This is a genomic window from Flavobacterium sp. P1_E4 (genome assembly GCF_056405915.1).
The window spans coordinates 88,603-102,249 of sequence record NZ_JBFUBE010000005.1 but is presented as its reverse complement, the minus strand read 5'-3'; the positions used below and the strand labels follow the sequence as shown (position 1 = coordinate 102,249).

Annotated in this window: 13 protein-coding genes; 10 read left to right on the top strand and 3 right to left on the bottom strand. The window is 34.2% G+C overall.

Features of this window, described 5'->3' with window-relative positions; all coding sequences use genetic code 11:
• Positions 1–14: 14 nt before the first annotated feature.
• On the top strand, positions 15–782 hold the full coding sequence (locus AC1DY0_RS06995; protein ID WP_477187922.1) for a sulfite exporter TauE/SafE family protein: 768 nt from the start codon (positions 15–17) through the stop codon (positions 780–782).
• Positions 783–1,060: 278 nt separating this feature from the next.
• The gene (locus AC1DY0_RS06990) at positions 1,061–1,615 is read left to right on the top strand and encodes a hypothetical protein (protein WP_477187921.1); all 555 of its coding nucleotides are present in this window, start codon (positions 1,061–1,063) and stop codon (positions 1,613–1,615) included.
• An 82-nt stretch (positions 1,616–1,697) separates the two neighbouring features.
• On the opposite strand, the gene AC1DY0_RS06985 is transcribed toward AC1DY0_RS06990, so the two are convergent.
• Entirely contained in the window at positions 1,698–2,180 is a 483-nt protein-coding gene (locus AC1DY0_RS06985) for a hypothetical protein (RefSeq protein ID WP_477187920.1), read from the bottom strand.
• Between the two features lie 284 nt (positions 2,181–2,464).
• On the opposite strand from AC1DY0_RS06985, the gene AC1DY0_RS06980 reads away from it, so the two are divergent.
• From AC1DY0_RS06980 to AC1DY0_RS06945, 8 genes are all read left to right on the top strand, one after another.
• Complete coding sequence (locus tag AC1DY0_RS06980) at positions 2,465–2,788, top strand: hypothetical protein (protein WP_477187919.1); 324 nt, start codon at positions 2,465–2,467, stop codon at positions 2,786–2,788.
• Between the two features lie 294 nt (positions 2,789–3,082).
• A complete protein-coding gene (locus AC1DY0_RS06975; protein WP_477187918.1) occupies positions 3,083–3,622 on the top strand; it encodes a lipid-binding SYLF domain-containing protein in 540 nt (179 codons plus the stop codon).
• Positions 3,623–3,948: 326 nt separating this feature from the next.
• Positions 3,949–5,454, top strand: coding sequence for an MltF family protein (locus AC1DY0_RS06970; protein WP_477187917.1), 1,506 nt, complete (start codon positions 3,949–3,951; stop codon positions 5,452–5,454).
• 175 nt (positions 5,455–5,629) lie between these two features.
• Positions 5,630–6,049, top strand: a complete 420-nt coding sequence (locus AC1DY0_RS06965; RefSeq protein WP_477187916.1) for a DUF1801 domain-containing protein — start codon at positions 5,630–5,632, stop codon at positions 6,047–6,049.
• A 63-nt stretch (positions 6,050–6,112) separates the two neighbouring features.
• Complete coding sequence (locus tag AC1DY0_RS06960; RefSeq protein WP_477187915.1) at positions 6,113–6,931, top strand: glycoside hydrolase family 16 protein; 819 nt, start codon at positions 6,113–6,115, stop codon at positions 6,929–6,931.
• Positions 6,932–6,994: 63 nt separating this feature from the next.
• Positions 6,995–8,128: an acyltransferase family protein gene (locus AC1DY0_RS06955; RefSeq protein WP_477187914.1), complete on the top strand. Its 1,134-nt coding sequence runs from the start codon at positions 6,995–6,997 to the stop codon at positions 8,126–8,128.
• A 364-nt stretch (positions 8,129–8,492) separates the two neighbouring features.
• Complete coding sequence (locus tag AC1DY0_RS06950) at positions 8,493–10,826, top strand: ATP-dependent helicase (protein ID WP_477187913.1); 2,334 nt, start codon at positions 8,493–8,495, stop codon at positions 10,824–10,826.
• A gap of 75 nt (positions 10,827–10,901) precedes the next feature.
• Positions 10,902–11,522, top strand: a complete 621-nt coding sequence (locus tag AC1DY0_RS06945) for an L-threonylcarbamoyladenylate synthase (RefSeq protein WP_477187912.1) — start codon at positions 10,902–10,904, stop codon at positions 11,520–11,522.
• Between the two features lie 150 nt (positions 11,523–11,672).
• Here the strand turns inward: AC1DY0_RS06945 and AC1DY0_RS06940 are convergent, their stop codons facing one another.
• Together AC1DY0_RS06940 and AC1DY0_RS06935 are read right to left on the bottom strand one after the other, a co-directional pair.
• Entirely contained in the window at positions 11,673–12,536 is an 864-nt protein-coding gene (locus AC1DY0_RS06940) for an OmpA/MotB family protein (RefSeq protein WP_477187911.1), read from the bottom strand.
• Positions 12,537–12,608: 72 nt separating this feature from the next.
• A complete protein-coding gene (locus AC1DY0_RS06935; protein ID WP_477187910.1) occupies positions 12,609–13,604 on the bottom strand; it encodes a glycosyltransferase family 2 protein in 996 nt (331 codons plus the stop codon).
• Positions 13,605–13,647: the final 43 nt, after the last annotated feature.

The following is a 13,647-nucleotide window of genomic DNA, read 5'->3' as shown; positions in this document are numbered from 1 at the left end:
AGAAATTAAATTATATGGAAAGCTACATCATCGTATTACTTTGCTTAGCAGCCTTTTTTGCAGGATTCATTGACGCCATAGTAGGTGGTGGTGGACTTATCCAAACACCAATGGGATTGGTATTATTGCCTAATCTTCCTGTTTCTACCGTGATAGGATCCTTAAAAGTTCCAGCCTTTAGTGGTACCTCATTTGCTGCTTACCAATACTTAAAAAGGGTCTCTATCAATTGGAAAATCCTAATTACCATGATGCTGTTGGCTTTTCCTTCTGCCTTTTTGGGATCGACATTATTGACCTATGTGAGCAATGATTTCATGAAACCTTTATTATTAGTAGTCCTATCATTATTAGCAATTTACACTTATGCAAAGAAAAATTTCGGGCAACATCAAGTCAGAGACATTTCCCCAAGAACTCAAATTCTGAATGCCGTAGGAATCAGTTTTGTAGTAGGATTTTACGATGGATTTATAGGTCCTGGCACGGGAAGCTTCTTGGTTGTTGCTTTTATCGCAATAATGGGATTTGACTTCTTGCATGCCTCTGCCAATGCAAAAATGGTTAATCTTGCGACCAATTTTGGTTCTATTTGTTTATTTATGCTCAAAGGTAAAATCATTTGGGCCATCGCCTTACCCATGGCAGCCAGCAACGCAATAGGAGGGTGGATGGGTGCTAAACTCGCCATTAATCGCGGAAATAAATTCATCCGAATCTTCTTTTTAGTAGTCGTTGTAGGCACACTGTTACGTTTTGCCTATGATGTCTTTTTTAAGTAATACATTTTGTTATTTGGGCGTAACCCCCACTAGAAAAAAGGGCCAACCAAGAGTACCGCTTATACGCCCTTTTTCCTATTGGCGGTCAGGCTATTCGCGCTACTTCGGTAGCTTGCTTCTATCCTTTACGCGGTTATAACGGTTTTAGTAATACTAAGACATTTCTTTGTTTCAAGAACTTATAATAAATAGTGATTCTAAGCTTTTGCGAATATTTTTCATAATTTTAGCAATCTTAAAAATGATATTTTCCACAACTTACTCGATAAAAAAACAAAATGATACAGAACAAGGACACAATAGAAATCCCTAAAGTAAAATTTGATGAAAGTGGAAATTTAGTAATTGTAGCTTCATCAACTTCATCCAAACATGATTTTGACTTTTTTCAGGGTAAATGGAAACTCAAAAACCGAAAGCTAAAATCACGATTAAACAATTGTACGGAATGGACTGAGTTTGAATCAACCCAGGAAATGTATTGCATACTGAATGGTATTGGAAATATTGACAATTATCTTGCCACATTTGGTGATGAACCTTTTGAGGGAATGACTGTGAGGCTTTTTAATCCAAAAAAAAAGCTTTGGACAATTTATTGGGCTGACTCAAACGAAGGTATATTACAGCCTGGTGTTATCGGTTCTTTTGAAAATAACATAGCGCATTTTTTTACAAAAGACACTTTTAACGGAAAGAAAATAGTGGTTGTATTTCGTTGGGACGTCAGAAACAAAGAAAATCCAATTTGGAGTCAAGCCTTTTCGGAAGATAAAGGTGAAAACTGGGAATGGAATTGGTATATGTATTTTAGCACTTTTGACAAACACTAAAAAAAAACGATAATTCAAATGTAAATTATGAATCATACTAACAAAAAAAAGGGAAAATAAATTCCCCTTTTTTTTGTTAAAATTATTTAGCAACACATTCAACAGTTGCAAATTTATATTTCACTTTTTCAAAATCTATAGGTGTGTCTTTCGCAAAATAAGAGCGTCCCAAATAGGTTTCTATTTTTCCACTGCCTAAAATTAGTTCATTACCTTTCTTTAGCATTGCCATTGGGTTCTTAAATATCTTTTTATCATACGTTCCCTGAAAAAAAGTGTAATCCACAAATAAGGTGTCTCCATGAAACTCTCCCATAATTTTTCCAGTTTTTACAGGCAGATCCATAATTTTCATCACCATGTCACCAGTAATTTTATCGCCTTTTAAAGTGTTAATTTTTAATTCAATTGTATCATTCTCATACAAGGCTTTATAGCACGCCACACTAATTGGCTCTTCAACCTTGGCTTTAGTAACTTCAACATCTTTCGGGGCTTCATTTTTTTTACAACTTTGGAGACCAATGCAAGTCAATAACAAACAAAATAGGCCTAAATTTTTCATAGTAGTACAGATTTAATTAATAAAATAATAGCATAGCTAATTTACGAATAAATAGTTTGCATTAATGAATATCTAGTATTTTAAATTTAACTAAATAGTTATCCTTAAGTTGAACAAAAATTTTAAATCTACTTCATAGTCAGTAAAAATAACAGATGTTAATTTTTATTTAAAACTTTTACTTTCAATCTAATATCACACTATTTGGCATCATACTTGCATTCACTAAAGGATGATTTAAATATTGTGCAACTGCATTGCAATATTTATAAATAACAACAATCATGAAAAACAAAACAGAATTTTCAAAAAATGATATTATTCAAACAGAACAATTTATAAATGTTCAAAAGACTGCATCTACATATGATGAAAATCAATATTCAAAAGTAGAGCAGAAACAAAACAAAAAATCACCATCTAAGGTTATTAAGGGAAAAGTCAAAGTATATCATAATAATAACAGATCAAAGCTTATAAATCATGAAAACCTTGATGATGATTCAGAATTAAACTTAATTTCAGAAAGAATGCTTCTTTTTTTAAAATTTACGTTTCTTTCTTTGCTAATAATCGCTTTATTTATGTTGATTAAAATAAACATTTAAAATAAAAATTACGATGTTAACGGTTTTATCGACCATAGATACTCAAAAAAATAAATCAAGAATACCTTCAAAAGCCACAAAATAATAAGACTATTGTTTTTTGGCTTTTTTTTTCGTTTAGTTTTTATTTAAAATTATCGAACATTAAAAGTCATTTGCATAAAAAAATCTATTATAAATCGATAAAAAAAGATTTTACAATACTGATAATCAGATTGATTTTGTAATTTTATAAGAAGTTTGTGTTAACTTTGAGAAAAGAAATTTCACAACCAATTTAATATACTTTATACTATGAAAAAATTAAATGTTATTTGGGTAATGATGCTGGTTTGCTTTATAAGCACAACATCTATATTCGGGCAATCAGACTCTAAAAAAGACAAAATTATTGCTGACAGCAATACATCAAAGACTGAGTTCATTAAAACCGACCACCTTATGAAATCAATTTTTGACAGTGCTTACGGCTATGTCATCTTTCCAAATGTTGGTAAGGGTGGAGTTGGAGTTGGAGGAGCAGCTGGTAACGGAGCTGTTTATGAAAATAACACATTGATAGGTATGGCTAAGTTATCGCAATTGAGCATTGGTTTTCAAGCTGGAGGACAAGCATATCGGGAGGTAATATTTTTTGAGTCAAAATCGGCAATGCAACGATTTAAAGAAAGTAAATTCGAGTTTGCAGCCCAAGTTTCTGCTGTAGCCGTGAAAGCTGGCGCTTCTGGGAATGCAAAATACACTAATGGTGTTATGGTATTTACTATGCAAAAAGGCGGACTTATGTATGAGGCTTCCGTTGGTGGTCAAAAGTTTAAATACACTAAAATATAATACTCTTTTCTCAGTGAAATACAGAAATGATTTACTTAGTCATTTAGCTATCATCCGAGAGCAATGTATTTAAAATAAAGCAATGGTAAAGAAAAACCGTAAGTATAAAAGCTATGATCTTAAAAAATCGTAGCTTTTTTTTTGGGGAAACCACCAGAAAAAGAATGCTTAAAAATTCTATTTTTTTATTCTAAAACAAAGGATCACCAACCTTAAAACAACTACAAATATCTGAATGCAAACAAAATAGAATCATAAAAACAGCATCTATTAGCTAACAGTCATTTTATTTTAGTAACTTTATTTTGCTAAAACACTGATAAAGAATGCATAAAACAAGAATAATACTCATTTTTTTGATTATTTCTTTTAGTAGTATATCTTGTCGACAAGAAAAAGAAAAACAGAGCACAACTTCAGATTCAACGAGAATTTCCAGCACTGACGTTGACACTACGTGGTTTAATTTTAATTCCGAGAATGAATTCCTGGGATTGGGAAAACCTCAGTTTGGGGATCTCGACAGTATGGTTGTACGCAGAAGGATACGAGCCTTGGTTCCCTATACCCATCTTTATTACACCATAAACTTAAGCAAAAGAAGCGGTATTGCCTTTGAAGCCTTAACTCTTTTTGAAAATTCAATCAACAAACAATTACACTTAAAACCCCACCAAGTAAGAATTATATTCATACCCGTAAATCGTAGTCAAGTTATACCGCTTTTACAGAAAGGGTATGCTGACCTCGCTTTTGCCGGCATGACCATTACAGAAGAGCGGAAAAAAAAAGTCGATTTTTCGATACCCTCAATTACTGGACTCAAAGAGATTGTTGTTGGTGGACCAGCATCACCAAAACTCAATTCTCTAGCGGATCTTGCAGGACAGGAAATTTATCTACGTGAGGGCAGTAGCTATGAATCAGCAGCCTTAAAACTAAATGATTCACTGAAAAGTAAAGGCATAAAGCCTATCATCATTAAAACACTGGATCCTTATTTGGAAACTGAAGACGTCCTTGAAATGGTCAACTCAGGTGTTATTCCATTTTCGGCAACTGTTGAAGATCTTGCCCAATTATGGTCAAAAGTAATGCCGAATCTCGTTTTATATGATAAAATTCCGTTGGCCAGAAATATTTCCTATGGTTGGGTTTTTAGAAAAGACTCCCCGAAATTGAAAACTGCAGCGGATAAGTTTCTGGAAAAAAACGCAAAAGGCACCTTGGTAGGCAACACACTTTATAACAAATATGTAAAAAATGCGGATATCCTTCCCGAAATATACAACAAAAAAACCTTCTCACAGGTTAATGTCCTTAAAGCGCCATTCCTGAAATATGCTGACCGATACCAGCTTGACTGGTTGCTTCTGGTTGCGCAAGGATATCAAGAATCAGGACTAAATCAGGCGCTCGTGAGCAATAAGGGCGCTGTAGGCATTATGCAGGTTTTACCTAAAACCGCTGCCAGCAAACCCTTTTTTATTAGAAATATCAATAAAGTGGATAATAATGTGCATGCTGGCGTGAAATATATGCGATTCTTAATAGATCGATATTTTAGTGATCCTGAGATTGATGAATTAAATCGCCATTTGCTTGCATTGGCCGCTTATAATGCTGGTCCGGGAAGGGTAATTCAATTGCGCGACATTGCAAAATCAAAAGGACTTAACCCAAATCTTTGGTTTGACAATGTTGAACTCATCGCCGCCAAGGAGATTGGTCAAGAGACCGTACAGTACGTGAGTAACATTTATAAATTCTATGCTTCCTACAGGGCATTAAGTTATTATGCAGACCAACGCGGAAGGAAACTAAGACCTTAGATTCTATAAATTTTGTCATTTTGTTATTATCTAGATCCAATCTGGTACACAACACATCTGAAAAAAAAACTCTAACACATGAAAACTAGAAGCTTCGATATTAAAAAGTCGTAGCTTTTTTCTATCTTTAAAATATCAAGTTCCAAATAACTATTCAAAAGCGTAAAATAACGGTATGCCAAAAAATAAAACAGTTGAAACCGAAAATAGTGTCACCGCCTTTTTATCCACAATAAGCGATACAAAAAGGCGTGAAGACTGTTCGTTAATAATCGACTTAATAAGGAAACTATCAGGCTTTGAGCCAAAAATGTGGGGAACAAGCATTGTAGGTTTTGGTATTTATAATTACAAATACGAAAGCGGTCATGAGGGGAATGCGCCACTTGCCGGGCTTGCCTCACGGAAAAGTGCCATCACTGTGTATCTAGCTTCTACTTTTGAAGAGAAAGAAACATTACTTTCCCAATTAGGTAAACATAAGACCAGTAAAGCCTGTTTGTACATTCAAAAATTAGAAGATATTAATATTGCTATATTGGGGCAACTAATACAAAAATCAATTATCCACATTAAGGAGCTATATCCAGATTGATGCTTTATCTATTAACTAACTTACTTTTTTTTATTAAAATAAAACCAAACCACCAAGCCTAACATGAAACTACAGTTTTCTAAAAATGATTTTCCAGCTAATCCAAAAATTAAACAAAATTTTGTTTTGGAATTCAATGATGAATTTGAAAAAGATACAATTGATACTGAGAATTGGCTACCATATTATTTGCCACAATGGAGCTCAAAGAAAATTTCTCAGCCAGAATATGAAATAAAAAATGGTAAATTAGTTTTGCAAATCACTAAAGAACAAAAGCCTTGGTGTCCTGAATTTAATGGAGATGTAAAATGTTCTTCGATGCAAACTGGTGTTTTTTCCGGAGAAGTTGGAAGTGGTATTGGACAGCACAAAGTGAGCCCAAATTGTGTGGTAAGAGAAAAGCAAAACACAGCCAAAACCTATTTACCACAATACGGATTTTTTGAAATTAGAGCCAAATCATTAAACACGCAATCAAATGTTGTAGCGTTGTGGATGATTGGATTTGAAGACAGCCCTGAGAAATCAGCGGAGATTTGCATTTTTGAAGTTAAAGGATGTAACGTACTGAAAAACAAAGCTAAAATTGGCTATGGAATTCATAAATTCAATGACCCCAAATTAAAAGAAGCCTTTTACGAAGATGATTTTGAAATTGATGTTACTAAATTTCACATTTATTCGGCTGAATGGACTACTGAAAAAGTGATTTTCTATATTGACAACCAAAAAATTAGAGAAATAAGACAATCTCCAAATTATCCGATGCAATTTATGTTGGGTATTTATGAAATCCCCACAGAAATAGGAGATAAAAAAGACAAAATCTACCCTAAAAACTTTGAAATAGATTATGTTCGTGGATATAAGCATGCCTAATGGTCTCATTGTTTACCTTACTTTAATCACCAAAACCAATTTTATAAACCACACTTATTAAACATGCAAACCAACTACATCAATTCTCTAACTCCAATGCGTGGTATAGCGGCCATTTGGGTTATGTTTTTTCACATGGATGTTATTATTTTTTACCGCGAATTTGGCACCCTCATTCCTCATGAAACATCGGGAATTCTTGCTAAAGGTTATTTATGGGTCGATTTTTTCTTTTTATTGAGTGGCTTTATCATTAGTCATGTGTATGGAGAAACTTTGACCAATCATTTTGGAAAATGGAAAACAGTCAAAACGTATTTGTGGGCGAGATTTAGCCGCATTTATCCATTACACCTTTTTACGCTACTGTTGCTCATTCCTTTTGTGGTTTTATTCCCTATTATTTCACCAGCGGTGGTCGATGGGAGTTGGAAAACATTTATGGCTTGGTCTGCTTTACCTAGTAATCTATTACTACTTAATGCAATGAACCAACATAGCTATTTGTCTTGGAATCTAGTGTCGTGGTCCATTGGCGCCGAATGGTGGACATATCTTGTAGCTTGCCTTATTATCCCTTTTGTTTTTAAGAAAAGTTGGTTGCAAAACACGCTTCTTGCAACTGTGGCTGCTGTTATTTTGAGTGTTATGGTGTATTGGAAAGGTAATTTGGACATCACTTTTGATTATGGTTGGATTAGATGTCTGACTGAATTTAGTTTGGGTGCTGTTTTGTATCAAATATATCAGAAAGGGTTGGGGAAAAATATGTTTTCAAAAAATACTTTCTTCCTTTTGTCCCTTGTTTCTATAATACTTATTTTCCATTTCAGTTGGAATGATTTATTTATCATTCCAACTTTTTGTCTCTTATTATTGGCCACAGCGTATAATAATGGAAAAATAAAAACAATCCTTGAAACAAGAACATTCAAATACTTGGGAGATATTTCGTATTCCATTTACATGATGCATGGCGTTTGGTTTATAGTATTTTGGTATTGTTTGCCCTACCTAAGATCCAATTACGGGATTGAAACACTAACTCTTTGGATGAAAGTGATTTTTGTAACGCTGTTTCTGAGTATAACACTATTTAGTGCTCATTTTACCTACCATTTTGTGGAAATAAAATCACGAAAATTGTTGAAGAAAAGAATAAAATCGAAAGAGAGTAATTTAGAAACTGCTACGTAGCTTTTTTCGAAGTACTTGGAAAAGATTGGCCATTAATAAATATAGTTGCTTAAGTATCAATAAACAAAATTTCTGATTTTGCAGAATCTTGCGTGAGGGATAGAAGCAAGCTACCGAAGTAGCGCATATAGCCCGACCGCAATAGGAAAAGGGGCGAATGAAGACAAACATTAGTCAGCCCCTTTTTCTATTGTGGTCACGCTCAAATTATTTTAGATTGCAGAGTTTAGATTGCAGATTGCAGAATCCTAAATTTAGTTTTTTACATCTGAAAACTGCTATCTAAATTCTATTATTTGAATTCTACTAAGACTCGTTTATTCATTCTTAAATTCTTATTTTTGCATAAAACAGTATCTATTTCATGCAAAAATATATAGAACAACTTAACGAGGCACAACGCGAACCTGTATTACAAAAGGATGGTCCTATGATAATTATTGCGGGTGCAGGCTCCGGAAAAACTCGTGTACTTACCATCAGGATTGCTTATTTGATGCACCAAGGTGTTGATCCATTTAATATTTTGTCACTTACCTTTACCAATAAGGCAGCGAGAGAGATGAAGAAACGTATTTCGGATATTGTTGGTGCCAGTGAGGCCAAGAATTTATGGATGGGAACTTTTCACTCTGTTTTTGCTCGAATTTTACGTTCGGAAGCAGAGCATTTGGGTTATCCTTCAAACTTTACGATTTATGATTCGCAGGATTCTTTACGCGCCATTTCAGGAATTATCAAAGAATTGCAATTGGATCGTGATGTGTACAAACCGAAACAGGTTTTGAGCCGAATTTCGAATTTTAAGAATAGCCTGATTACAGTAAAAGCCTATTTTAACGATCCCGATTTACAAGAGGCCGATGCGATGAGCAAGAAGCCTAGAATGGGTGAAATTTATCAGCATTATGTGGATCGCTGTTTTAAATCTGGCGCAATGGATTTTGATGATTTATTATTGAAAACCAATGAATTACTAACTCGTTTTCCAGAAGTTTTGGCGAAATACCAAAACCGTTTTCGCTACCTCTTGGTGGATGAGTACCAGGATACGAACCATTCGCAGTATTTGATTGTTCGAGCTTTATCAGATAAATTCCAAAATATTTGTGTGGTGGGGGATGATGCGCAAAGTATTTATGCTTTCCGCGGCGCGAATATCAATAATATTTTGAACTTCCAGAAAGATTATGAAGGGGTAAAAACCTTTAGATTGGAACAAAATTACCGTTCGACTAAAAATATTGTGGAAGCGGCTAATACCATTATTGACAAAAACAAAGTAAAACTTGACAAGGTGGTTTGGACAGCCAATGAATTTGGTCCAAAAATAAAAGTCCACCGCAGTATCACTGATAATGAAGAAGGGCGTTTTGTGGCCAGTACGATTTGGGAACAAAAAATGACCAATCACTTGCATAATGGGGCATTTGCAGTTTTGTACCGTACCAATGCACAATCGCGTGCTATAGAGGATGCATTGCGAAAAAGAGATATTCCGTACCGAATTTATGGAGGGTTATCTTTTTACCAAAGAAAAGAGGTGAAAGATGTATTGTGTTACCTGCGATTGGTGATTAATCCAAAAGATGAGGAAGCTTTGATACGTGTTATTAATTATCCTGCGCGAGGAATTGGGAATACAACAATCGAAAAACTAACTATTGCGGCCAATCATTACAAGCGTTCGATTTTTGAAGTGATGCAAAACATTGAGCGTATTGATTTGAAACTGAATTCGGGAACCAAACATAAATTGCTTGATTTTGTTACTATGATTCAGAGTTTTCAGGTGATCAATGAGAATCAGGATGCTTTTTATCTTACTGATCATGTGGCCAAGAAAACCGGTTTGATTCAGGAATTAAAGAAAGACGCAACTCCAGAGGGAATGGCACGTATTCAAAATATAGAAGAGTTATTAAACGGGGTAAAGGATTTTACTGAAGGTCAAAAAGAGGTCGATGGTGCTCGTGGCGCCTTATCAGAATTTATGGAAGATGTAGCCCTTGCAACCGACTTAGACAAAGATACCAGCGATGAGGACCGTGTGGCTTTGATGACAATTCACTTGGCCAAAGGACTTGAATTCCCGCATGTTTTTGTGGTAGGAATGGAGGAAGATTTGTTCCCAAGTGCCATGAGTATGAGTACACGAAGCGAACTGGAAGAAGAACGTCGATTATTTTACGTAGCTTTAACTCGTGCGGAGCATCAGGCGTATTTGACATATGCCCAATCACGTTACCGTTGGGGAAAATTGACCGACAGTGAACCATCTCGTTTTATTGAAGAAATTGATGGACAATATCTGGAATACCTTACACCAGCCGAAAGCAATTACCGTTTCAAACCTATGATTGACAGTGATATTTTTGGTGATGTAGATAAATCCAAATTACGCTTGGCCAAACCGATAGGAAGCACGCCTCCAAAACACGTTACAGATAACGAACCAAAGTCGGATATTAATTTACGAAAATTGAAACCGGTGTCTAGTGGTACTTCAGCTGGAAGTGCTAATTTATTTGACAATACACTAGTTGCAGGAAATGTGGTGATGCATGAACGCTTCGGAAAAGGACAAGTCATCAATCTAGAAGGTGTTGGCGCCGATAAAAAAGCGGAAATCAAGTTTGAAGTTGGTGGTTTAAAAAAATTACTATTGCGTTTTGCAAAATTGGATATCATAGGATAGTGTTCCGTTTTTTAATATTCAGTCCCAGTTTAAATCATAAAATCAAAAAAATTTAATCATAAATCTTAAATCTCCATGGCTCAGATAATAAAAATTTACCCCGACAAACCAAGTGAAGCCGCTATTGCAAAAGTTGTAAAAGTGCTTCAAGACGGTGGTTTAGTTATTTATCCAACTGATACCGTTTATGGATTGGGTTGCGATATAACCAATTCTCGAGCTCTTGAAAAAATTGCAAAAATAAAAGGAGTGAAGTTGGAAAAAGCTAATTTCTCGTTTATTTGCCACGATTTGAGCAATTTATCAGATTATGTAAAGCAAATAGATACTTCTACCTTTAAACTGCTTAAAAGAGCCTTACCTGGACCATATACTTTTATTCTTCCGGGCAATAATAATTTGCCTAAAGAATTTAAAAAGAAAACGACCGTTGGTATCCGTGTTCCTGATAATTCAATTGCATTAGAAATAGTGCGTCAACTTGGAAATCCAATTGTTTCAACATCCATTAGAGATGAAGATGAAGTAATCGAATACACCACCGATCCGGAACTTATTTTTGAAAAATGGCAAAATTTAGTGGACTTGGTTATTGATGGAGGTTATGGGGATAATGTAGGGTCAACTATTATCGATTTATCAGGAGATGAACCTATTGTAGTTAGAGAAGGTAAAGGAAGCTTGGATATTATTTAAAATATATTCAATTTTTATAAATAATAAATTGCTCAAACAAAAAACAGGACTTCGGTTCTGTTTTTTTATATCGCTATTTTACGTTTGGATATATKAATAAAAAAAACGCCTCGAAATTAATCGAGGCGCTTTTAAAAACTTTAAGATGATTTATTTTTGAACCGGCGCTGTTGTTGTAGTTGCAGCTGTTGGTTTTTTCATTTCTTTTTCAACCATATCATAAAACTGATCTATTTTTGGCATTACATAGATACGAGTTCTTCTGTTTTTAGATTTGTTTTCTGGAGAATCATTAGGTACCAAAGGAACGTAAGAACTTCTACCAGCAGCAATTAACTGTTCTGGTTTTACACCTAGATCATTAGATAAAATACGGATAATAGCTGTAGAACGTTTAACACTTAAATCCCAGTTGTCAATTAAACAAGAATTTCCTTTTAGTACATCAGTATCGGTATGACCTTCAACCATACATTCAAAATCTGGTTTATCGTTAACAACTTTGGCAACTTTAGATAAAACTCCTTTTGCTTTATCACTTACTTCATAGCTACCGCTTTTGAATAACATTTTATCAGAAATAGAGATGAAAACAACACCTTTATCAACATTAATTTCGATGTCTGTATCATTCATTCCAACAACTGATTTCAAACTGGTAACAACTGCAAGGGTAACGCTATCTTTTTTAGTTAAAGCATCTTGCATTCTGCTGATTTTTAAATCTTTCTCTTTGATTGATTCTAAAGCTTTCTCGATGTTTTCAGCACCTTTAGTAGATAAAACCGTCATATCTTTAGAAGTGCTTATCAAGTGTTGATTAGTTTCTCTCAATCCATCTACAGTAGCTTTAAGACCCGCTTTCTCTTCTAAGCAAGAATTTAGTTTTACTGTACAAGTATTTAACAAATCTTGTGTTTCTTTATTCTTAGCTTCCAAAGCTGCATATTCCTTTTTAGACACACATGATGTCAAAAGAGCTAAAGCTGATAGAGTGATCATTAATTTTTTCATAGAATGCAAATTTTAATTAAACGTGAATTACAAAGTTAGTTTTTAAATGTAAATTTTAAATGTAAATTATTGTTAAATAACGTCTGCAAAAACTGTGCCGTTTTTAACATAATAACCATAAACGATGCTTTTGGTTTTAAAGTATATTTCAATCTGATTTTTTTCTCTTTTCTTATAATTTCTTATAAATAGCCCATAAAAAGAAAAATGTGCTCGTATAATAGCCCAACAATGAGCGAATTGACCCTCCAGTATGAATTTAACCCCAGCAACCCCATCTAATAACATTCTTACTATAAGTACCTGAAAAATAGTATTTTGTGGTAAATTTTTGGTTAACATTAATAGTGAATTTCTAAAATTCAGATAGGTTTTTTTAGGGTTTGCTTGCTGTAAAGTAGCACCACCAACATGATAAACTATTGATTCTGAACAATACTTTATTTTATGTCCTTTATTGATGGTTCTCCAACACAAATCAATTTCTTCCTGATGAGCAAAGAAATCCTCATCAAAACCTTTCAACTCCTTATAAACAGTGGATCGGATAAAAAAACAAGCACCAGAAGCCCAGAATATTTCAGTTTTATCATTATACTGTCCATTGTCTTTTTCCAAAGTATCAAAAATACGCCCACGACAAAAAGGATATCCATACTTATCTATGAATCCGCCTCCAGCACCGGCATATTCGAAATAGTCTTTCTTTTTAAAATCTAGTATTTTGGGCTGAATAATTGCTGTTTCAGATTCTTTCTCAAAAGTTTCCAAAATGGGTTTCAACCAATTCTCAGTCACCTCAATATCTGAATTCACCAGAGCATAGATTTCTGCATCGATATGTTGCAGAGCATCATTATACCCGCCTGCAAACCCTTGATTGGTCTTGTTTTGTACAATTTTAATTGTTGGATAATTATTTTTTACAAATTCTATTGATTCGTCTGTCGAAGCATTATCGGCAACATAAACAGTTGCTTCAGGGGAATATTGAATTACGGAAGGCAAAAACTGTTCTAAAAGCTTTACTCCATTCCAATTCAGTATGACTACGGCTATTTTTTCCAAGGACGTTTATTTATTTTATGAATTCAAAATTGATGCTCAAAAG